At 34.0% G+C, this 24,139-nt stretch carries 15 protein-coding genes; 7 read left to right on the top strand and 8 right to left on the bottom strand.

Annotation, left to right across the window (positions count from 1 at the left end; genetic code table 11):
- Positions 1-72: 72 nt before the first annotated feature.
- Complete coding sequence (locus AC1RRN_RS04420; RefSeq protein WP_492966143.1) at positions 73-2,064, top strand: retaining alpha-galactosidase; 1,992 nt, start codon at positions 73-75, stop codon at positions 2,062-2,064.
- A gap of 118 nt (positions 2,065-2,182) precedes the next feature.
- Here the strand turns inward: AC1RRN_RS04420 and AC1RRN_RS04415 are convergent, their stop codons facing one another.
- The 4 genes from AC1RRN_RS04415 to AC1RRN_RS04400 form a co-directional block, all read right to left on the bottom strand.
- Positions 2,183-3,139, bottom strand: coding sequence for an aldo/keto reductase (locus tag AC1RRN_RS04415; RefSeq protein ID WP_492966142.1), 957 nt, complete (start codon positions 3,137-3,139; stop codon positions 2,183-2,185).
- A 167-nt stretch (positions 3,140-3,306) separates the two neighbouring features.
- Positions 3,307-5,622, bottom strand: coding sequence for a beta-glucosidase BglX (gene bglX, locus AC1RRN_RS04410; protein WP_492966141.1), 2,316 nt, complete (start codon positions 5,620-5,622; stop codon positions 3,307-3,309).
- 339 nt (positions 5,623-5,961) lie between these two features.
- Complete coding sequence (locus tag AC1RRN_RS04405) at positions 5,962-7,341, bottom strand: sialate O-acetylesterase (RefSeq protein WP_492966140.1); 1,380 nt, start codon at positions 7,339-7,341, stop codon at positions 5,962-5,964.
- Positions 7,331-8,419 (bottom strand): SGNH/GDSL hydrolase family protein, encoded by a 1,089-nt coding sequence (locus AC1RRN_RS04400; protein WP_492966139.1) that lies wholly within the window; start codon positions 8,417-8,419, stop codon positions 7,331-7,333. Before AC1RRN_RS04400 ends, AC1RRN_RS04405 begins: the two co-directional genes overlap by 11 nt.
- 205 nt (positions 8,420-8,624) lie before the next feature.
- Here AC1RRN_RS04400 and AC1RRN_RS04395 point away from each other — a divergent pair, with 205 nt between their 5' ends.
- Complete coding sequence (locus AC1RRN_RS04395; RefSeq protein WP_492966138.1) at positions 8,625-9,137, top strand: C40 family peptidase; 513 nt, start codon at positions 8,625-8,627, stop codon at positions 9,135-9,137.
- 127 nt (positions 9,138-9,264) lie between these two features.
- Here AC1RRN_RS04395 and AC1RRN_RS04390 read toward each other — a convergent pair whose 3' ends face one another.
- On the bottom strand, positions 9,265-10,845 hold the full coding sequence (locus tag AC1RRN_RS04390) for a L,D-transpeptidase family protein (RefSeq protein WP_492966137.1): 1,581 nt from the start codon (positions 10,843-10,845) through the stop codon (positions 9,265-9,267).
- 173 nt (positions 10,846-11,018) lie between these two features.
- Positions 11,019-11,426, bottom strand: a complete 408-nt coding sequence (locus AC1RRN_RS04385; RefSeq protein ID WP_492966136.1) for a DUF1573 domain-containing protein — start codon at positions 11,424-11,426, stop codon at positions 11,019-11,021.
- Between the two features lie 164 nt (positions 11,427-11,590).
- Between AC1RRN_RS04385 and AC1RRN_RS04380 the strand changes: the two genes are divergently transcribed.
- From AC1RRN_RS04380 to AC1RRN_RS04370, 3 genes are all read left to right on the top strand, one after another.
- Positions 11,591-12,853, top strand: a complete 1,263-nt coding sequence (locus tag AC1RRN_RS04380) for a sensor histidine kinase (protein ID WP_492966135.1) — start codon at positions 11,591-11,593, stop codon at positions 12,851-12,853.
- On the top strand, positions 12,850-13,536 hold the full coding sequence (locus tag AC1RRN_RS04375) for a response regulator transcription factor (RefSeq protein ID WP_492966134.1): 687 nt from the start codon (positions 12,850-12,852) through the stop codon (positions 13,534-13,536). The genes AC1RRN_RS04380 and AC1RRN_RS04375 overlap by 4 nt, the downstream gene beginning before the upstream one ends.
- A gap of 119 nt (positions 13,537-13,655) precedes the next feature.
- Positions 13,656-14,420: an MBL fold metallo-hydrolase gene (locus AC1RRN_RS04370; RefSeq protein ID WP_492966133.1), complete on the top strand. Its 765-nt coding sequence runs from the start codon at positions 13,656-13,658 to the stop codon at positions 14,418-14,420.
- A gap of 1 nt (position 14,421) precedes the next feature.
- Here AC1RRN_RS04370 and AC1RRN_RS04365 read toward each other — a convergent pair whose 3' ends face one another.
- Positions 14,422-16,626, bottom strand: a complete 2,205-nt coding sequence (locus AC1RRN_RS04365; RefSeq protein ID WP_492966132.1) for a B12-binding domain-containing radical SAM protein — start codon at positions 16,624-16,626, stop codon at positions 14,422-14,424.
- A gap of 121 nt (positions 16,627-16,747) precedes the next feature.
- On the opposite strand from AC1RRN_RS04365, the gene AC1RRN_RS04360 reads away from it, so the two are divergent.
- Entirely contained in the window at positions 16,748-20,827 is a 4,080-nt protein-coding gene (locus AC1RRN_RS04360; RefSeq protein ID WP_492966131.1) for a DUF7948 domain-containing protein, read from the top strand.
- A 50-nt stretch (positions 20,828-20,877) separates the two neighbouring features.
- Here the strand turns inward: AC1RRN_RS04360 and AC1RRN_RS04355 are convergent, their stop codons facing one another.
- Positions 20,878-22,155 (bottom strand): MFS transporter, encoded by a 1,278-nt coding sequence (locus AC1RRN_RS04355; RefSeq protein ID WP_492966130.1) that lies wholly within the window; start codon positions 22,153-22,155, stop codon positions 20,878-20,880.
- Between the two features lie 344 nt (positions 22,156-22,499).
- Between AC1RRN_RS04355 and bshC the strand changes: the two genes are divergently transcribed.
- A complete protein-coding gene (bshC, locus tag AC1RRN_RS04350) occupies positions 22,500-24,089 on the top strand; it encodes a bacillithiol biosynthesis cysteine-adding enzyme BshC (RefSeq protein ID WP_492966129.1) in 1,590 nt (529 codons plus the stop codon).
- The last annotated feature ends 50 nt before the right edge of the window (positions 24,090-24,139 follow it).

Below are 24,139 nucleotides of genomic sequence, written 5' to 3'. Positions count from 1 at the left end.
TTTAAAGCTCTTTTAGAAAAAACTTTGCGACTCTGCGACTTTGCCAGCAAATTTCAGCTCAAACAATAAAAAATGAAAAAATCACTTTGCCTTTTTTGCGTAATACTTTGTATAAATTTTTCCTTTGCTCAAAAGAAACAGGATTTCAGCATCAATTCCCCAAATGGAAAAATCGAGATTACGGTTTCTGTAAATGATAAAATTACATGGACGATTCTTCATGAAAAAGATTTGATTTTAGCTTCTTCTCCAATGTCAATGACTTTGGATGAAAATCAAATTCTAGGAAAAAATGCTGTTGTTTTAAATTCAAAAAAAGAAAGCGTTGCTACTTCCTTTGAAACTCCGTTTTACAAAAAGAAATCAGTCGAAAACAAATACAATCAGCTGACTATAAATTTTAAAAATGATTTTAGCATTGAATATCGTGCTTTTGACGACGGCGTTGCGTATCGATTTATCACCAAAAAGAAAAAAGACATTACCGTAAAATCAGAAGAAGTCACTTTGAATTTCGATCACGATTATAATACTTTAATGCCCTATGTTCGTGATTTAAGAAATCCGAAAGATCAATTTATTTCATCGTTTGAATCGCATTATGAGAATAAGAAAATAAGTGAATTTTCAAAAGATACTCTAGCATTTTTACCGTTTTTAATTGATTATAAAAACCATAAAAAAGCCGTTTTCCTGGAAGCTAATTTGGAAAATTATCCTGGATTATTTGTCACGAACAATAATCAGAAAACGGGTTTTGAATCTCGATTTTCAAAATATCCTTTAAAGGAAACCAACGGCGGCTTTAATTACCTCAACAAATTAATTACCGAAAGAGCCGATTATTTAGTAAAGACAAAAGGAACCAGAACTTTTCCGTGGAGAGCGATTGTTATTTCTGAAAATGATTCGGCTTTAGCCAATAATGATATGGTTCAGAAATTATCGGAACCATCAAAAATAAAAGACATTTCGTGGATCAAACCGGGAAAAGTGGCTTGGGATTGGTGGAACGACTGGAATATTTATAATGTTGATTTCAAAGCCGGAATCAACACGCAAACCTATAAATATTACATTGATTTTGCATCCAAAAACAAAGTCGAATATGTAGTTTTAGATGAAGGTTGGAGTGTCGAAACCGACATTATGAAACACAATCCAAATGTCGATTTAGAAGCTTTAATCGCCTACGCGAAGGAGCGAAACGTCGGCATAATTTTATGGGCTTCTTGGATGGCAATAAACGATAAAACAGAAGCCGTTTTTGAAAATTATGCAAAACTTGGTATAAAAGGTTTTAAAGTTGATTTCATTGATCGTGACGATGCAAAAATGGTAAACTCCGTTTATGATATTGCTCAAAAAGCTAGCAATCATAAACTACTTTTGGATTTTCATGGAATGTATAAACCAACCGGAATTCAGAGAACCTATCCAAATATCCTAAATTTTGAAGGCGTTAAAGGTTTGGAAAATAATAAATGGACACCAAATGATGATGTTCCGTTATATGATTGTACAATCCCGTTTATCAGAATGATAGCCGGCCCAATGGATTACACGCCCGGCGCAATGCGAAATGCCACGAAAAGCGAATTCAAACCGAGTCATTCTAATCCGGTAAGTCAGGGAACAAGATGCCATCAATTAGCACTTTACACGATTTTTGAAGCACCTTTGCAAATGATGGCCGACAGCCCGACGGCTTATATGAAGGAACAAGAAAGCACTAGTTTTATTGCTAAAATTCCAACTACTTTTGATGAAACTGTTGCTTTAAATAGTGAAGTTGGAAAGTTTGTAACAATAGCGCGAAAAAAAGAAAATACTTGGTATTTAGGCGCAATCACAAACTGGGATTCAAGAGAAATTACAATTGATTTTTCTTTCCTTGAAAAAGGCAAAAAATTTGAAGCGGAAATTTTCTCTGACGGATTAAATGCTGATAAAGCTGCAGTCGATTATAAAAGAGAAATTATTAGGGTTGATTCGACAACGAAATTGACTTATCGATTGGCATCCGGTGGAGGATTGACCATGATTATACAGTCGGAAAAATAACGCCATTTTATCGTAGAGGCGCACAGCAGTGCGTCTTATGCGTAACGTAGACGCACTGCTGTGCGCCTCTACGATTATTCGTTTTTACAATTCACAATTTATAATTAACAATTCACAATTAAGATAATATCTTCTCAATCGCATTCAATTCATCATGTGTAAACTCGGTATTTTGCAGACAATCAATATTATTACACAATTGTTTTACCGAACTCGCTCCAATTAAAACCGATGTAATTCGTTTGTCTTTTTGCAACCAGGCCAAAGCCATTTGTGCCAAAGACTGGTTTCTATTCTTTGCAATTTCATTCAGCTGAATTAATTTCTGAATTCTTTCCTGCGTCACCTCATCTTCTTTCAAATGTCCGTTTGGATTGTGTGCTCTGGAGTTTTCCGGAATTCCGTTTAGATATTTATCTGTCAAAAGTCCTTGTGCCAAAGGTGAAAACGCAATATAGCCCACTCCTTTTTCTTCTAAAACATCAAGCAAACCATCTTCAACCCAGCGCTGTAACATCGAATATTTTGCCTGATGAATTAAACAAGGCGTTCCCAATTGTTTTAAAACATCCACCGCAACACGAGTTTGCTCTGCCGAATAATTACTGATTCCAACATAAAGAGCTTTCCCACTTCTAACGGCGTAATCCAAAGCCATCATCGTTTCTTCAATCGGTGTTTCCGGATCCGGACGATGCGAATAAAAAATATCGACATAATCGACTTTAATTCTCTTCAAACTCTGATCTAAACTTGACAGCAAATATTTTCTTGAACCCCAATCTCCATAAGGTCCGTCCCACATTGTATAACCGGCTTTGGTCGAAATAATAATTTCATCACGAAGATTTCCCTGAAAATTATGCCAAAGAATTTTACCAAAATTAGTTTCTGCCGATCCCGGAACAGGTCCGTAATTATTAGCTAAATCAAAGTGTGTAATTCCTTTATCAAAAGCCTCAACAGCAATACTTTCGGCATTATCAAAATTATCTACCGATCCGAAGTTATGCCATAATCCCAAGGAAATTTCAGGCAATAATAACCCGCTTTTTCCGCATCTGTTATATTTCATTATTTTAGTTTAAGGTTGGAAGTTTAATAGGTTTTAAAGGTAAAAAAAATAATTAAGTTGCGCGTTTGTTTTGCCACAAAGGCACTAAGTCACAAAGTTTTTTAATAATTTCAGCGTGGAGATAAATTAAAAATCTTTGCGCCTTAGTGCCTTCGTGGCAAAGCCTTCTATTCTTTTATCTCAAAACCGTCTTGCAAACCTTTATCAGAACTTCCTCCAACCATGATTTTAAAAGTTCCCGGTTCAACTAAATACTTTCCTTGGTTATCATAAAAGCCAAGTTCTTTATCCGTTAAAGTAAAAGTTACCGTTTTAGTTTCACCTTTTTTAAGATTAACCAATTCAAAACCTTTCAATTCTTTTATCGGACGAATAATACTGGCGAATTCATCATGAATATACAATTGTACCACTTCTTTTCCTTCGTAATTTCCTGAGTTTGTAACCTCAACGCTAACCTGAACTTTTTCTCCTTTTGCAAAAGATGTTTTATTCAATTTCAGATTTTTATAATCGAAAGTCGTATAACTCAATCCAAAACCAAAAGGAAATTGAGGCGTTTTTTCCACGTCCATATAATGCGACCAGAAAACGTTTTTATCACTGTCAATTGGTCTTCCTGTGCTGTATTTGTTATAATAAATTGGCACCTGACCTACATTTCTTGGAAACGACATTGGCAATTTTCCACTCGGATTATAATCTCCATAAAGAACCTGCGCAACTGCATTTCCTGTTTGTGTTCCTAATTGCCAAGCTTCTACAATTGCCGGAACATTTTCAGCAGCCCACGGAATACTCAACGGACGTCCATTGTTTAAAACCAAAACTACATTTGGATTCACCTTATAAATTTCCTCTAATAATTCTTGCTGTAAACCAGGCAAATTCAAATCCGTTCTGCTTCTTCCCTCACCGCTTTGGAAACCGTATTCACCTAAAACCATTACTACAACATCAGCATTTTTCGCAGCTGTTTTTGCTGCTTCAAATCCGCTTTTGTCTGTTGTGTTGAAAACGGTTTCTGTTAAGAAAGTTGCTTTTTGTTTCAATAAATCAACTCCTTTTTCAAAAACCAATTGATTGTCTTTGTATTGCTGCATTCCTTCTAAAACCGAAACCGCTGTATTATCATCCGCCGCAATTCTCCAACTTCCAAGCGGACTATTTTTATCATTTGCCAAAGCGCCAATCAAAGCGATTTTTTGCCCTGATTTTTTCAGCGGAAGCAAATTCTCTTTCCGCCCCGGCGGACAAGCATTCTTCAATAAGACGATAGATTTCTTCGCCATATCCAAAACACCTTCGTTGTTGGCTTTGCTTCCAACAACTTCCTTTTCGCGTTTTTCATCACAATATCTGTACGGATCGTCAAATAATCCTAATTCAAATTTCACGCGCAAAATTCTTCTAACAGCATCATCAACCAAAGCTTCTTTTACTTTTCCTGATTTTACCAGATCAACCAATTTTGCGACATACAAATACGATTCCATATCCATATCAGAACCGGCAATTACTGCTTTTGCCGTTGCATCTGCTTCGTCTTTTGCATATCCATGCGCAATCATTTCACGAATCGAAGCATAATCCGAAATTACAAAACCATCAAACTTCCATTTTCCTTTTAAAATATCTCTTTGCAAAAATGCATTTCCAGTTGCCGGAACGCCATTCAAAGTATTAAACGAATTCATAAACGTACGAACACCGGCTTCTACAGTCGCTTCAAAAGGAGGCAAAACCGAATTATACAATTTAGAATTACTAATATCAACGATATTATATTCCAATCCCGCTTCAACATAACCATAAGCGGCAAAATGTTTCGCACAAGCTGCAATTGTATTTACTTTAGCCAAATCAGCAACAGTTTCTCCTTGAAAACCTTTAACTCTGGCGTATCCCACTTTGCTTCCCAAATAAGGATCTTCACCGGCACCTTCCATCACACGTCCCCAACGCGCATCGTTTGCCACATCAACATTTGGTCCAAAAGTCCAATTAATCCCAGATGCTGAAGCTTCATCTGCCGCAATCGCCGCCGACTTTTTAATCGCTTCCAAATCCCAACTCGCTGCTTCTGCCAACGGAATCGGACTTAACGTTTTATAGCCATGTATTACATCAAAACCAATAATTAACGGAATTCCCAAACGCGTCTCTTCAACCGCAATTTTCTGTACGGCACGAACTTCTTTCACACCGCGAACTGTCAGCATCGAACCGACTAATCCTTTTCTTAAATGTTCATATTTTAATTCGGCAGTTCCGCCTTTTGGAGCCGGTCCCGTAACATCCCAAAAACCGTTATATTGGTTCATCTGCCCTACTTTTTCCTCCAAAGTCATCAAAGGCAAAAGCAAGTCAATTCTTTGCTCAATCGTTTTGTTTTTATCCAGATACGGCTTTTTTTGTGCATTCATATTTCCAACAGTCAACAGGGCAAAAACCCCAATAGTTATTATTTTTTTATTTTTCATGGTTAGGTTTTTTAAAGGTGCTAAGGTTCTAAGTTTTCTGTTTTGGGCGTGTTCGCCGCGGCGAATCGGGCTATCCGTTTCAAGTCCTCGCACTTCCTTCGTCAGGCTGTGGGCTTTCCACTTCTATCCCTCACGCGAACAGTTTCATGAGAACGTTTTCGGTTATATCCATAGTCTTGTCATTTCGACGAAGGAGAAATCACACTCGGAATTCGACATAGATTGTCAATCTTCTTTGTGGAGTTTCTAGTGTGATTTCTCCTTTCAGTCGAAATGACAAAAAACTAAAATCTAAAATCTTTCTTCTTGACTCTTTCTTCTTAAACTCTAAAATTCCTCCTACTCCGTAATAAAACAAGAAGCCGGTAAATTCGCTTTATTAAACAAATCCGACTGAATTGTATTTCCCCATGCAAATCTCACTTTTGCAGGGTTTGATACTTTTTTAGAAATCAAAATCACTTGATTATTTTTTATAGAAGCTTCAGCAGGAAAGAAATTTCCATCGGCTCCAGCCAATTCAAATTGATTCGAAATTTTGTTTTTGAAATACAAGCCCTCAGCATAATCAAAAGAAACGGTGACTTTATTTTTCTCGATTTTAATGTCTTTAAAAAGTGGTCCGTTTACTAAACTTGAATTGACTTTATAAGTTTCAGCCAAAGCCAAATTAGCCAAACGAATTCCAACCGATTTTTTATTTTTCGGATGAATATCAATCGTATCTGAAATATCTGAAGTCAAAACCATTCCGGTTTTCGGAACTTCATTTAATATTTTTCTTTGAGAATTTCTAACCGTAACATTCGAGAAGTTGTTGCTTCCGGTTTTATAAGGTGCAATCTGAACGTAGTAAAAAGGAAATTCATCATTCCAGGCCTTTCTCCAAGAGGAAATTAAAGCTGATAAAGTTTTATTATAAACCAAAGAACCAACATTCGATTCGCCCTGATACCAAAGCGTTCCGGCAATTTTAAATCCAACAAAAGGATAAATCATCGCATTATACGCGCGTCCGGGTTGTCTTGGTCCGTATTCCTGTTCGTTTAGTTTTTTGGCATTTTCTAATAAAACTGCATCGTTATTAACTACTTCTTCCGGCATCCAAATTTCTGCAGGAGTTCCGCCCCAATTAGATGAAATTAACCCGATTGGCACATTTTTTAAATTTTCGCGCAAGCGTTTGGCAAAAAAGTAACCAATCGCGCTGAAGTATTTCATCGTTTCTGGCGTCGATTCGACCCAGTTTCCAAGTAAATTATTTTGTGGCGTTGTTGCAGTTAACTTTGGAACAGTAAAAAAACGAATATTAGGATTCGTTGCGTTTTTCATTTCTTCTTCGCCGTTGTCAATTCCCCAGCTTACAGACATTTCCATGTTGGATTGTCCGGCGCAAACCCAGACTTCCCCAATTAAAATATTTTTTAGAATAACTTCATTATAACCTTTTATAGAAACCGTAAAAGGTCCGCCCGCTTCTGGAGTTTTAATATGAAGTTCCCATTGCGCCTGATTATTGGCAACCGTTTTATATTCCTGATTATTCCAGCTTGAAACCAATTTGATTTCTTCTTTTGGATTGGCCCAACCCCAAATTTTCACTTCAGAATTGCGTTGCAAAACCATATTGTCGCCAAAAATATTCGGAAGGGAAACGTTTGCCATCATAGTAGTGGAGATCATCAGAAAGAAAACAAACTTAAATATATTATTTTTCATTTAACAGCTTTTTTAAAAACGGAGCATATTGTTCAGCCATTACTTTTTGATCCGCAACATCAGGATGACCTAAACAACCTTTTGGTGTCATTGGTTTGAATTTGAAAATCTGAATCGGTTTGTGTGTTTCATCTTCCGCGAAAGCGTTTTTTACTTTATTCAGGCAATCTTCAAAAACAATTGCTCTTTCTCCATTTACCATTGGACTATTTGTAATCACAATTTGTGCTTTCGGGTTGTGTTCGTAGAGCATTTTTATAAAATTGATGTAATTCGAAACGTATTTTTCGGCATTAAAAGGAAGGCGTTCTTTCTTTCCATCTCCAACAGAAAAATCATTAGTTCCTAAAGCAATGCTTATAATATCCGGCTGAAAAGCAAAATCATATTTAGGTTTTGAATTGTCTTTCGTCAAATATAAATTCTGATAAACCTCAGGCATAATAGGTTCATTTATATTCTCGTCGTTCCAGTTTCGATACATCCCAATTCCGGAAACGGAACTAGTCAAATAATCCACATCAATTGCTCTTGAAAGTACTGGCCCGTAAGCATAATAACCATTATGATGATCCATATATTCTCCTTTATCGCAATCAACCGAATCACTTGCTGCAGCACAGGTTATGGAATCACCAATAAATTCAATTTTCTTTTTCTTTTTTGAGGAAATTGAAGTCAGTTTTGCTGTTGTTCCCGCAAATAAAATTCCTCCTGTACGTGCTTCGGTATTTTTATAAATTTCGAGACGATGTTCTTTTTTATTTGAAGTAACTTTTATTGGAAAAGATTGCACATCGCCTTTTTCTATTTTAATTTTCCCAAGATATTGTCCGTCTAAAACTAAAGCAACGTAATTATGATGTTCATAAGAGTCAACACTTTGAAGTTTGATCGAACACTCATTTCCAGTGAAATTAAAAGAAACAGAAGAAGCCGTTCCGATTAGAACAACATTGTCATTTTGAAGTTTTTCAATTCGGCCTGCATATAAAAAAGTATTGATTTTGTTTTGAGAAGTCGAAACGATCGAAATCAGCAAAAACAAAATTAAAATCGGCAATTTTCTGATAAACATAATTTATTGGTTAAATAGAAATAGTATTCACAAATATATTTGAAATGAAGAAGACAGAAAGATACTAAAACGTCAAAATGCAATAAAAAAACACCACATAAATACATCAAACTTCTATTTTTTATTCTTTATTCTTACAAATCATCTTAAAACGCTTCTTTGCTAATCAAAAAGAAGCTATCTTTATATAAACAACATTCAAAAAATGAAATCATTCTTTTACATATCTCTATTCTCAACATTCATTTTATGTTCTTGCTTTACTTCTAAAGAAGAACATAAAACAGAAACAACTCAACTACAAAAAACGGAAACTAATATTGAGCGGGATTCTATTATAAATTACGCTAAAAAGTATTTGGGAACTCCCTATTTATATGCCGGAAATGACCCGAAAACAGGATTTGACTGCTCGGGATTTATAAGTTATGTTTTCCATCATTTTGATGTTGACTTGCCAAGAAGTTCCGGGAGTTATAAAAATTTAGGCAAGGCTTTAAATCCGGAAGATTTTAAAGTGGGAGATATTTTAGTTTTTTACGGATACAAAGACAAAACAATGATTGGCCATCTCGGCATTATCTGTGAAGCCAACGGAATGCAATCGAAATTTATTCATGCTTCGTCTGGAAAAGTAAATAGTGTTACGATTACTTCTCTTGATACAGAACATTACACGAATCGTTTTTATAAGTGCATTGATGTTTTGAGTAAATAGTTTTTTAACAACAGCTTAATTTTTTCTCACGCAGATTTGGCAGATTATGCAGATTTTTTGCTTATCCATAATAATGAATAGATCTGCATAATCTGCCAAATCTGCGTGAGAAATTAATAATTAATCTTTATTCTTCAGTCAATAATTTGATCAGACTTTCGTCTCTTTGATAAACGTCTTTATAAAAATTAAGTTCGCCTTTTCTATCAACCCAGGCTGTAAAATAACCGATATACACAGGAACTTTCTTTTTTAAACTTACCCAGTTTTCTTTGCCGGCGTGCATCGCTTTATCAATTCGTGCCGGAGTCCACGTTGGATCTTGTTTTAAAAGTTCAATCGCCAATTCTCTAGGTTTTCCAACACGAACACATCCGTGGCTAAAAGCTCTATTTTCTCTTTCGAACAAACTTTTTGCTGGTGTGTCATGTAGATAAATGTTATTTGAATTCGGAAATAAAAACTTCACCAAACCAAGCGAATTGTTTTTTCCAGGCAACTGACGAACGGCGCCATTGTTCCATTCCAGATTTTTCTGTGCCAAATAATTCTTGTTTTTGGCCATTCCGGGTTTGATCTCTTTGTTGATAATACTTGTGGGAACATTCCAATACGGACTAAAAACAATATTATTCATCATTCCGCTGAAGATAACGGTTTTGGTCATCGCTTTTCCAACCACAACTGGCGACACAAAAGCAATTTCATGATCACGAATCAAATACAATCTAAACTCAGGAATATTAACTTCGATGTATTCTTTTCCTTTTTCCAATTCAGGATCGATCCATCTGCAACGTTCCATATTAGCGATAAGTGTTTTGATTCGGTCTGAAACCGGAACATTTAGCTCGGCAATATGTTCTGGTAAGATTATATTTTTTGGCGTTAATCCGTGATGCAGTTCGTAGTTTTTAATTGCTTTTATCAAAGTCGTATCACAAATATTACTTTTAGAATTCTCTTTTAAATCTTTCGTAATAAAAAGTCTTTCTCTTATTTGACCTATCGCAGCAACGGAATCGCCCAGTTTAAAACTTTTAAAATCCTCGTCAGTTGCAACCGTTTTCCAGCCTCCTTTTTTCTCAATTTCTCTGTATTGATGAAGTGCATCACGAAGTTTGTAATATTGACTAAACATTTTGCTTTTTCGGTCATTTACCTTCAGATTTTCATAAATAGAATCAGAAAACAGTTGATAATTTAATTTTTTACGTGGAAGAAGCCATTCTAATGAAGTTGATGTTTTTTCATCAACGCCTCGATACACTTTCTCAGCATAATAAAAATACAAGTTTGAAATCATCAAATCGGTATCAACCTGCGAAAGTTTATTTTCAGCAGTAGTTTCAAAAATAGGACTGATCTTTTCGTTATACGGAAAATTGGCTTTCAAACCTTCTTCTCCCAATCCTTTGTATTTATTGAATAACGTATTTCCAAATTCAACAACACCTTTATTGTCCAGCCACAATTGAGTTGAATTTTTCTTTTTGTACAAAGCCAAAACCTCCTTTTGAAAGGTAACCAACTTTGGATAGGTTTCGTAAAATTTAGAAACAGCAACGCTGTCAATATGAAGTTTTAATTCCGGAATCACTTTTTCTGAAGTCTTTTTTAAGTCTTCGTCTTTTTTCTCTGATTTTGAATTACAAGAAAAAACTAAAAATAGAATAACAACAACTACAGGCGAATAGAAAATTTTCATAATAATATTTTTAATAAAAATAAAAAAGTTTTAATGAAAACAAGCGCTTTCCGAGAAAAATAATATTGCCTTTACAAAGTAAAATTTCATTTTAATTTGGCTTCAAAAAAGGCATAAAAAAAACTCCAAACAAGACGTATTTGGAGTTTTTCGCTTTTATAACCAACCTTTATTTAGATTACCGTTCCTTTCAGGGTAAGAATTTTTGGAGTAGTTTCAGCGCTTGTTGTAACTGTTACTGTTTTTGTAAAAGCGCCTTTGTTTGCTGCATTGTATGTAGCTGTTACTTTAGCTGTTTTACCAGGCAAAATTGGTTCTTTAGTATAATCTGTTGCAGTACAACCGCAAGATCCTTGCACGTTTGTAATTACTACAGCTGTTTTTCCTGTGTTTTTGAACTCATACACAATTGCTTTTGGTGTTCCTTGTGGAATTTCGCCAACATCAACTGTTTCAGCTTTCCAAGCGATTGTCGAAGCAGTCACCTCAATTTTAGAAGCAATTACTTTTACCGGTACAATTGCTGAAAAAGACATTAGGCCTAAAGCCAAAGCCAACATAGAGATTTTGATAATTTTCATAGTTATTATATTTAATGGTTTATAGTTCGAAATTTGTATTTCAAAAGTACTTCAGACAAAATCAAATCGCTGTTAACCGCTTTCAAATCTTTGTTAACGACTTGTTAATCGCTGTTTTTAACTATAATTTTCATTAATATTACATTCTAAAAAACACGCTTTTCTTGAAAATAAATAAACTCAATAGTATTATCCTTTTAGGATTGATCGCCATTATCAGTATATTGGTGGCGCAACTGCTTTGGACCAAAGAGGCTTTTACACTCGAACAAAAAAAACTTAGTCAGAAAGCCAATATTGCTTTACTTGAAGTCGCCAGAAAATTATACGACGGAAAAGATCATGAACCATCGTGTCAAAATCCTGTTCGAAAAATCTCCAACGATTATTATATCGTAAACATCGAAAATGCTTTTGAACCTGATATTTTGGAATTTTATCTAAGATCTGAATTCAAGAAAATGCATATTACAACTGATTTTGAATATGCAGTCTACAATTGCCAAAGCGACGAAATGGTTTACGGAAAATACATTTCATCTTCTGAAAAAGGAAAAGAAAAGAAAGCAGTTTCTTTCCCAAAACATAAGGATTTGGTTTATTATTTTGCGGTTCGTTTTCCTAATGAAACGACTTATTTATTCAGTTCGATGCGCTTTTGGTTTATCCTTTCGATTGCACTGATTTTAATTTTGCTGATTTATGTTTATTCGATTTTTACGCTTTTACAGCAAAAGAAATATTCTGAATTGCAACGGGATTTCATTAATAATATGACGCATGAATTCAAAACACCTTTGTCTTCTATATTAATTGCTTCAAAATATTTGATTGAACAAAATCCAATTAAGGAAGATAAAAAGCTACATACTTACACGGATATTATTATCAATCAGAGCAATAAACTCAACAATCATATTGAACAGATTTTAAATATTTCGAAAGCAGATTATTCGCCTTTGGAACTAAAAAAAGAAACGCTTTTAATTGTTCCGATTCTTGAAGAAACGATCGAAAATATTCAGATGAAATATCCTGAAGCTACAATTAGAATTGACAGTGCTTCAGCAGAATATTATGTTGAAACTGATGTTTTTCATTTTAGCAACTTAGTTTACAATTTGCTTGACAATGCTGTAAAATATTGCAATGAAAAACCTGATATTACGATTCGGATTTCATTAGAAAATCAAATTTTGAAACTCGCTTTTATCGATAACGGAATCGGAATTTCTCCTAAAAACATTTCTCTTATCTTTGATAAGTTTTATCGCGCTCAAAACGAAAAAAGCAATGAAGTAAATGGTTTTGGACTTGGATTATATTACGTCAAAGAAATTTGCAATCTTCAAAACTGGAAAATAAAAGCCGAAAATAATTTAGAAAAAGGCATTACTATAACTTTGTCAATTCCTTATAAAAAATGAAACAATTCAGAATACTTTATACCGAAGACGATGAAACCTTAGCGTTTTTAACCAAGGACAATCTGGAGCAAAATAACTACGAAGTTATTCATTGTCCCGATGGAAAACTGGGTCTGGAAACCTTTAAAAAAGAAAATTTTGACATTTGTATTTTCGATATAATGATGCCAAAAATGGATGGTTTTGAATTGGCAACAGAAATCAGAAAAGCCAATACTGATATTCCGATTATTTTTCTTTCTGCCAAAACTTTAAAAGAAGACCGTATTAAAGGATTGCGTTTGGGTGCAGATGATTATTTGGTTAAGCCTTTTAGTATTGAAGAATTGCTTTTGAAAATTGAGATTTTTTTAAAGCGTTCGCAGAAAAATATTCCGATTGAAAAAGCAGTTTATGAAATTGGAAAATATCAGTTTGACACCAAAAACTTCATTCTTTTTAATGAAAATGAAAAAATTGGTCTCACACAGCGCGAAGCCGAATTACTGAAATTATTTCTCGACAATAAAAATTCGGTTTTAAAAAGAGAGCAGATTTTGACTTCACTTTGGGGAACTGATGATTATTTTATGGGAAGAAGTCTGGATGTTTTTATTTCCCGTTTGCGTAAAATCCTGGCAAATGAAAACGGAATTTCGATAGAAAACCTACACGGAATTGGATTCCGCTTTTCTATTGCCTAATTATTTTGAAGGTCGTAAAAGTTTCAATCTTGAATAATAACAATTCTGTTAAAAATAAAGAAAAATCTGTAAATTAAATTTGAAAAATCTTTGTATTTTTAAGTTCTAATTTTTCCGATATGAAATTACATCATTTACGTAACGCGACTTTAGTTATTGAAACGGAGCAACATGTGATTTTAGTTGACCCGATGCTAGGAAAAAGAAAAACGATTCCGCCCTTTACCATCTTTCGTTATAACCCTCATCGAAATCCTTTGGTTTCTTTGCCAAAAAACAGTCGGGAAATTTTAAGCAAAGTAACACATTGTCTTATCACACATTTACATCCGGATCATATTGATAAAGCTGGCGAGGTTTTTTTAAGAAGAAAAAGCATTCCGGTAATCTGCAGTGTACAAATTGAAAAAGAATTAACTAAAAGAGGTTTAAACATCACTCAAACCTTAAATTATTGGGAACCTCAACCTTTTCTGGATGGAAAAATAACGGGAATTCCTGCCATTCATGGTTATGGATTTATTTCTAAATTCATGGGTAATGTGATGGGCTTTTTTATTGAATTGGCCAACGAAAAATCTATTTACATCAGTTCAGATACCATTTTTACAGAGCACGTGCAAAAAGTTTTAGTTGAATTCAAACCAGACATTGCAACCGTTGCCTGCGGTACTGCAAGACTAGATATTGGTCAGCCATTATTAATGCGAATGAACGATATTTTGAAGTTTACGGCATTGGCACCGGGAAAAGTTTTCGCTAATCATTTGGAGGCTCTAAACCACTGTCCTACGACGAGAGAGCAATTGAAAAATGCTTTATCTGAAAATGATCTTTTGTCTAAAACGGCGGTTCCTGCTGATGGGACTTTTGTGGAGTATTGATTTATAAAACCAACAACCCAAACTCTCTTAAAGTGTTAACTGGCTTTGAATACCAAAACAATTCAAAATCATCCAATTGCGTTTCAAAATCAGATTTCACTTCCTGAAAAGTATAATTCTTAGCATTTGAAATCGAAATTTTATTCAAAATTTCTACCAACCATTTGCCTTCATTTTTATTGGTCTGAAGGTTGAAACTTTCCTTTTTATCGTGAAAAGTAAAACTCATCATTTCCCAGGAATTTCCTTTTTTTGATTTTGTAAAATGTTCTACTGAAGGTTTTCCGCCAAGCCAAACTACTTTTGCATTTGGTTTTGTGTTGAAATCATTTCCTTCTTCCAATGCATTGAAAATAAAATCGGGATCAATTTTAGTTTTAGGAATTTTGAAATCGAACCAATCTTGAAGTTCGTAGTCGAAACAAATTCCGTGCATGAAATTAAAGAGCGATTTCTTCAATCCGAAACTGAATTTATCGTGGTTGATTCCTGTAGCATCTGTATAATCGATATCGTTATTGGCAAAAGTCCCAATCGCTTCGGTTGCTTTTGTAACGCCAAATTTCTCCGGATACAACCCAACCGGACTGTGCGCTGTCATCGCAAATTGATGCCAAAAACCCGATTGCAGAATTCCGGCTTCAAACAATTGACGCACCATTTCGAGACTGTCAACTGTTTCCTGAATGGTCTGTGTTGGATATCCGTACATTAAATAAGCATGCACCATGATTCCGGCTTCGGTAAAATTTCGGGTTACTTTTGCCACTTGTTCAACCGTAACTCCTTTTTCAATTAATTTCAATAATCGATCTGAAGCTACTTCTAAACCTCCAGAAACGGCAATACAGCCAGAAGCTTTTAAGAGTAAACATAAGTCTTTAGAAAAACTCTTTTCAAATCGAATGTTTGTCCACCAGGTTACCGCTAATTTTCGGCGTAAAATCTCTAAAGCCAAAGCACGCATTAAAGCTGGTGGCGCTGCTTCATCGACAAAATGAAAACCATTTTGACCAGTCTGCAGCATCATTTCTTCCATTCTGTCACACAACAAGTTGGCTGCAACAGGTTCGTAAACCTTTATATAATCTAAAGAAATATCGCAAAAAGTACATTTTCCCCAATAACAGCCGTGCGCCATCGTGAGTTTGTTCCAACGGCCGTCGCTCCACATTCTGTGCATCGGATTTACGATTTCGATAACCGAAATGTATTTATCCAAAGGCAAATCAGAATAATCAGGAGTTCCAACTTGAGCTTGTTTGTAATCGTGTTTTAGAGAATTGTTTTTATAAACTACTTCCTCATTTTCTAATAAAAAAGTTCTTTTATAAGAATTGTAATTTGGATTTTCAAGATTGAAAATTAATTCTTCAATTGGAACTTCTCCATCATCCAAAGTGATGAAATCGAAAAACTCGAAAACACGTTTGTCTGAAAGTGAACGCAATTCGGTATTCGGGAAACCACCACCCATTGAAACCTTAATTTCAGGATGATTTTGTTTTACCCATTGTGCACATCGAAACGCGCTATATAAATTCCCTGGAAAGGGAACAGAAATTAAAAATAAAGTTGGTTTTATGACTTCAATTTTAGCTTTCAATAGTGAAATTAAAATCGAATCGATATAAGTTGGTTGTTGCTGTAAAGCTCCGTATAATTCATCAAAAGAATTCGCACTTCGGCCTAAACGCTCGGCATATCGGCTAAAACCAAAATTTTCATCGACACATTCTACAATAAAATCTGAAATATCTTCGAGATATAAAGTCGCCAAATGCTTGGCTTTGTCCTGCGTTCCCATTGTACCAAAAGCCCAATCGAGTTCTTCTAACTGTGCAAAACGAGAAGCCTCAGGTAGAAAATCTTCCTGACAAATTTGTAATGCCAAAGTTGGATTTTTTCCCTGCAAAAACTGAATTACGGCATCGATTGTTTTAATGTATTCGTCTTGTAATGCAAAAATACGTTTAGAATTATCTGAGATTTCAAAACCTGAAACCTGAAACTTGAAACCTGAAACTTGAAACAAATTAACCAATCCTTTCTTCGAAAACAATTTCAAAATCACATCAATACCCAAATCAGCCTGAACCGATTCGATATTTTTAGTATTTAAAAATCCTTTTATATAAGCTGTTGCCGGATACGGTGTATTCAGTTGTGTAAAAGGTGGTGTGATTATAAAAAGCTTTGTTTTCAAAAGAAATATTTTCTGCAAAAATACGAGATATTTAGAGACTTTTTAGGGAAAGATTCGATTGTTGATTTTAGTTTTGATTTATAGATATTTAATTACATTTGCGGCAATCCAATTTTTTCAAATGAAGCACACATTACTTTTATTTTTTTTAATCATTATCAATCACACATTTTCACAAAACAAAAATCAAACCATTGGTTTTAAAGAAAATAAAGACCAGATTATCAATCAAAAAGGAAAGCCTAATAGAGCGGTAAAATATCTATTAAATTCTAATGGATTAAATGTACAGCTTAAAAAAAATGGTTTTTCGTATGATGTTTATGAAGTAAAGAAGACTCCATCAAAAGATCCGAGAAATGAACGAGAACTTTCTTCTCACTTTCAAAATAACAAAAAAGAAGAGCAAGAAAATTTTAGTTTAGAATATACTTTTCATAGAATTGATATTGACTTTGTAAACTCTAATTCAAAAGTCGAATTGATTACAGAGCAAAAATCAAATGATTTTGATAATTATTATAATGTTCCCAATAAACCTGAAGGAATTACCGGTGTTTATCAATATAAACAAATTACGTACAAAAATATTTACCCAAATATTGATGTTGTCTTTTCAGTTCCGAATGACCCTCAAAAAACGGTTGAATATAATTTTGTAATTCATCCGAATGGAAAAATTTCTGATATTCAATTAAAATTTAATGGCGCGGAAACGGATTTAGTTGATAATAAAATCCAGATGAATGTTCGTTTTGGAAAAATGGAAGAAACACTTCCGGCGAGTTGGATTGAGGATGGATCAAGTAAAAAAGAAATCTCTGTTGAATATAGAAAGATTAAGAAAGATCTTTATGGGTTTACAAGTTCAGACGAAACTTCAAATAAAACTGTAATTATTGATCCTGTACCAACGAGACTTTGGGGGACTTATTATGGAGGAGCAGGTGGCGATTATTCATCAGATGTATGTAATGACAACAATAATAATGTTTATTTTTCAGGATATACTCGAAGTACAACAAATATTGCTACAATAGGAACACTTCCGGAATCAACTTATAGTACATATTACAATGGATTTGGTTATGTGACAAAGTTTGATCAAAATGGTAATCGAATCTGGGGAACTTATTATTCTGTAATTCCTTCCACTATCAAAGTAGACGCAAACAATAATTTATATTTTACGGGATCTACTAATACGGAAGATAGTAATGTAACAACTACCAATTCTCATCAACCTACAAAAGATATAAATTATTATTCCACTGCTTATCTCGTAAAATTAAACTCTTCAGGAATTCGGGAATGGGGCACTTATTACGGTGCTGGTAATTTTGATTATGGCAAAGATTTGTGCTTTGACAGATCAAATAATATATACTTGGTAGGAAGCACTCAAAGTTTAAGCAAAATTTCGACCGCTGGCAGCTACAAGCCTACACATGCTGCGGGAAATTTGGATAGTGACGGCTATATTGTAAAATTTAATACTCAAGGAGTAAGAATATGGGGGACTTATTTTGGAGGAACAGGAAATGATGACATCAATTCAAGTCATATTTCTGATGATGGTTTTTTATATATAACTGGAAATACTACCAGCACCAGCGACATAGCTACCCCAGGTTCATATGAACCAACTTTTATTGGCTACAGTTCTGCAATGTTTGCCAAATTTACTTTAGACGGAATGAGGGTTTGGGGTAGTTATTGCAATGGAGATAGATTTTCAACCATAACTACATCAGCAATAAAGCAAAATTCTTTATACCTAATTGGAAAAACTGATTCACATACCAACTTGAAAAGTGCTAATACTTTTAACCCTACTTTTCAACCTTCCTCTTTTTGGTTAGGATATAATTATAATAGTTATGTGATTAAATTAGATCTTACTACTCAAAAACAAGTTTGGGGTACTTATTTTGGAGAAATCATCCAGGATATTGCTGTCAACTCCAAAAATAAAGTGATCATAGAAGGTTGTACGGATGTAAGAGATGGAATTGCAACACCTGATGCCTATTCGACAGTACCTAGATCTGGCGATGCTTATATGATTAAACTTGATGAGAATGGCCAAAGAGAATGGGGAACTTATTATGGTGGAAATGCCAGCGAAGGTACAAACACAGCAGCAGATGTAAATAATAAAATTTCTTTAGATAATTTAAATAATATTTATCTGGTTGGAAATACAAATAGCTCGTCAGGTATTTCAACCCCTGGAGCACATCAAGAACACTATTCTTTAAATTCTCTAGGAGGATTATATAATGTTTATTTGGCAAAATTTCAGGACTGTTTATCAAATCCGATAGCTACCAGTAATTCCCCTGTCTGTATTGGGAAAACCTTAGAACTAAAAGCTTCAGGAGGAACTAATTATTTATGGACAGGTCCAAACGGGTTTACATCAACAGATCAAAACCCAACAATTCCAAATGTAGCAACTGCTAATAGCGGAGAATATAACTGCTTAATAACTGGAACTGGCGGCTGCGATGACACTAAAAAAATCAATGTTCTTATTGGAGATATAGAAGCTCCTGTTCCTACTATTGTAACTTTACCAACAATAACTGGAGATTGTAATACAATAATAAATACAATTCCAACTGCTATGGATGCTTGTGCAGGACAAATTACAGGAACAACTACAAATCCATTATCTTATAATTTACCCGGAACTTATACAGTTATATGGAATTATGATGATGGAAATGGCAATATTTCGCATCAAAATCAAACGATTAATATTGCAAATCAACCTCTTCCAACTGCGAATAGTCCACAAACCTTTTGTATCCAGCAAAATGCAGTTTTAAATAATATTAGCATTACAGGACAAAATATAAAATGGTACAACGCTCAAACAGGTGGAACAATTCTGCCAAATACTACAATACTTCAGAACGGAATAACGTATTATGCATCACAAACTATTAACGGTTGTGAAAGCAGTAAAATTCCTATTGCAGTAAATATTCAAAATACATTGCCTCCAACCGGAAATGTAAACCAATCTTTTTGTTCAGGACAAAATCCAACAATAGCAAATATTGATATTACGGGAAGTTTAATAAAATGGTATGATACTTCTATAAATGGAAATCTTTTGCCAATTACTAGCAATATACAGAACGGAAAAACCTATTACGCGTCACAAACTATAAATGGTTGTGAAAGTCAAAGATTAGCAATTAATGTTTCGGTAGGAAATACTCCTAATGCTCCAGTGGAAATTAATAGTCGCGCGTATTGTAAAAGTGAAAATGCGACGCTAAACAACCTTCAAATTACAGGACAAAACATAAAATGGTACGATACTAATATTGCGGCTTCTGTTTTACCAAATACCACTTTATTAGAGAACAATAAAACTTACTATGCTTCGCAAACTGTGGGATGCGAAAGTGATAGAACTCCCGTTTTGGTTCAAGTTTACAACACAGCATTGCCAACGGGAAGTACGACTAAACAATTTTGCATTGATGAAAATGCAACACTTGCTTCTATTGGCATTAACGGAACAAATATTAAGTGGTATGATGCTGCAACCAATGGAAATATTTTACCTCAAACAACTTTATTGCAAACTGGCCTTTACTACGCTACACAAACACTAAATAATTGCGAAAGCGAACGACTGGCCGTTACAGTAAAAATTCAGGATACTCAAAACCCAATTGCTGATACACCACAAACTTTCTGCATACAAAAAAAGGCTTCAATAAACAACATTGATATTACAGGACAAAATATCAAATGGTTTCAAAGTATTTCTTCAAATATAAATTTACCTGAAACAACTCTACTTGAAAACGGGGTAACATATTATGCTTCTCAAACCATAAATTCTTGTGAAAGCAATAGAATACCGGTTACTATAAATATATCTGAAGCAACATCTCGCGAATGTATTTATTTAGTAGATGAACTTCCTTATCCAAAATTCTTTACGCCAAACAATGACGGTTATAATGATACCTGGACAATCGATTTTGCTTATCTAGCTCCAAATACAGGGATTCGAATATTTGACCGTTATGGGAAATTCATAAAAGAACTTCACGTTAACGGAGCATGGGATGGAACTTACATTGGCAGTAATGAACCCGCATCAGATTATTGGTTTACCGTTACGCGATTAAACGGAACAGAATTTCGAGGACATTTTAGTTTGAAGAGATAATAAAAAAGGAGTGGTTTATAAAAGCCACTCCTTTTTTAGAATTATATATTTTAAAACTGATGTACTTTCTTAGAAATCACTAAAAATGAAACCAAAGAAATAAAAGCAGCAGCAGTCAAATAAAAACCAACATAACTTAATCCATAAGTACTTGCCAGCCAAATTGCAATCATTGGAGCAAATGCAGCACCTAAAATACCGGCCAAATTAAATGTCAAAGACGCACCTGAATAACGTACAGTGGTCGGAAATAACTCTGATAAAAAAGTTCCCAATGGTCCGTAAGTAAAACCCATTAAAGACATTCCCATACAAACAAACGCGGCTACTAAAACCGGATTTCCTGAATTAAGGAAGTACGAAAAGAAAAATCCGAAAACAGCAATAGCGGCGGTAGTAATAATTAATATTTTTCGACGACCAATTTTATCAGCTACTAAAGCGGAGATTGGAATAAAAAAGGCAAAAAACAATACAGAAAGCAACTGAATTAACAATGCATCTCTTTTTGTAAAACCTAAGTCAGAAGTCGCCCAACTCAATGTAAAAACGGTCATTAAATAAAAAACCAAAAAAGTAGTTACAGCTGATAATGTTCCGAAAATCAATTGATTTTTATACGATTTCAATAAGGTTAAAAATGGAATTCTAACTTCTTTTTGTTCCAATTTAGAATTTTCGAAAGCTGGTGTTTCACTAATTTTTAAACGAATATAAAATCCAACAATTACTAATAAGGAACTGGCCAGGAATGGAATTCTCCAACCATAATCCATAAAAGCTTCGCTGGTCATGCTATCAGTTAAAATTAAAAATGTACCTCCGGAAAGTAATAATCCGATAGGCGCTCCCAATTGCGGAAACATTCCGTACCAGGCACGTTTATGCGGCGGTGCATTTTCGATTGCTAATAAAACAGCTCCACCCCATTCGCCTCCTAAACCAACTCCTTGTCCAAATCGGCACAACATCAATAAAATTGGTGCAGCGATCCCGATACTGGCATATCCTGGCAAAAAACCAATTGCAATTGTCGATAATCCCATTGTTAATAAGGCTACTACTAAAGTGACTTTACGTCCTATTTTATCTCCGTAATGTCCAAAAACAGCAGAGCCTAAAGGTCTGGCAAGAAATGCTATTGAAAATGTAGCCAAAGATTCTAGTGTAGAATTTGTACTACTTGCTCCAGGGAAAAATAGTTGTGGAAAAACCAATACTGCGGCATTGGCATAAATATAAAAATCAAAAAATTCAATTGTGGTTCCAATTAACGAACCAAAAAGAACGTGTCGAAGAGAGTTCTCCTGATTTGGGTTATTTTTCATTGTGGTTGATATAGATTTTTTTTGAAAAATGATATTGCAAAAATGAATCGGCTCGTTTAACGCAACAAACATTTGTCTGCAAAAATATAGTTTCATTATTAAAAACACACATTTACAAACAACAGTTTTACATTACTCTCAAAATTTTAACAAAAAGATCAAATCTGTTACTTTAATCTTTTTCAAATGAATTCTTATTCAATCAAACCCAATATTTAATTTAAAACATTGATTATAAATATTTTAATGCGAAAAATAAAAATCAAATCTTAAGCATTCGTTAAAAACATTTTTAAGTATATATTTTCATTAAATTTACAGCTATCAAAAATAAATCTAAAATTATGCCCACCGACTGTATCAGCTACCAAACCTCAGGATATTTCTCTAAATTGATACAAGATTATTTAGATCAAAAACCCGAATTACACTCTCTATACAATCATTTTCCAACACTGGAAAACTTTGAAAAACAAATAACTGAAAAACAGGCAAATTTTGATAACGCAAACCGAATTCCTTTGGTTGAAACGTTGAAAAAACAATATCAAAATATCGAAATTTCAGATGCAACCAAACAAAATATTGAGCTTTTAGCCTATCAAAATACTTTTACAATTACAACAGGGCACCAATTAAATTTATTTAGTGGCCCTTTATATTTTTTATATAAAATTATTTCAACAATTAATCTGACCAGGGAATTAAAGTCGAAATATCCAGCGCATAATTTTGTCCCGATTTATTGGATGGCGACAGAAGACCACGATTTTGAAGAAATTAATTATTTCAATTTTAAAGGAAAAAAATTCCGTTGGAACAAAGAAAGTACTGGTCCTGTTGGAAGACTTTCAACAGAAGGTTTATCCGAATTTTTCGAAATTTATGCTGCTGAATTAGGTTCAAGTACAAATGCCAATCTTCTTAAAAAGCTATTTGAAGAAGCTTATTTAAAAAATGAAAATCTGGCCGATGCAACTCGTTTTTTAGCTGACAGTTTATTTGCTAATTATGGCTTAGTTATTTTAGACGCTGATGACGCCAATTTAAAACGTGCCTTTGTTCCTTTTGTAAAAGAAGAACTGGAAAAACAGACTTCATTCAAAGCAGTTCAGGAAACCATTTCAAAATTTGGTGATTATACTGTTCAGGTAAATCCACGTGAAATCAATATGTTTTATATTGAAGATGATTTAAGAGAAAGAATCATTTTTGAAAATAATAAATACACCGTTAACAACACTAAGATTTCATTTTCAAAAGAAGAAATTTTTAAATTATTAGAAAACAATCCGGAGAAATTCAGTCCAAATGTAATCATGCGTCCGTTGTATCAGGAAATTATTTTGCCAAATTTATGCTACATTGGGGGAGGCGGAGAAATTGCGTATTGGTTAGAATTAAAATCTTTTTTTGATGCTGTAAACATTACTTTTCCGATGCTTTTAGTACGTAATTCAGTGCTTCTAAACACTGAAAAACAAGCTAAAAAAGCAGACAAATTAGATTTAAGCTGGGCCGATTTATTTACAAAACCTGCTAATTTAGTCAATGCAATTACACACAAATTATCTGCTTTTCCAATTGATTTAACTCCTCAAAAAGAAATATTAGAAAAACAATTTGAATATCTTTATGAACTTGCACAACAAACCGATAAATCATTTACCGGAGCTGTAAAAGCGCAAGAAGTTAAGCAGAAAAAAGGATTAGAAAACCTTGAAAAAAGATTATTAAAAGCACAAAAACGAAAGCTGGACAACGAATTACAACGTGTAATTGATTTGCAATGTGAACTTTTTCCAAATCAAAGTTTACAGGAACGTCAAACCAATTTTTCTGAATTTTATTTGGAAAAAGGCGAACAATTGATTCCGCTTTTGATTCAAAAATTAAAACCATTAGAAACAAATTTTAATATTATAACGATCTAAAAAGTTGGCAACAAATTCATAATTTGTTGCAAAAAACAATAAAGTAATAA

The organism is Flavobacterium sp. GW821-FHT11G01, assembly GCF_058808175.1.
This window is presented reverse-complemented; position numbering and strand designations above follow the sequence as displayed.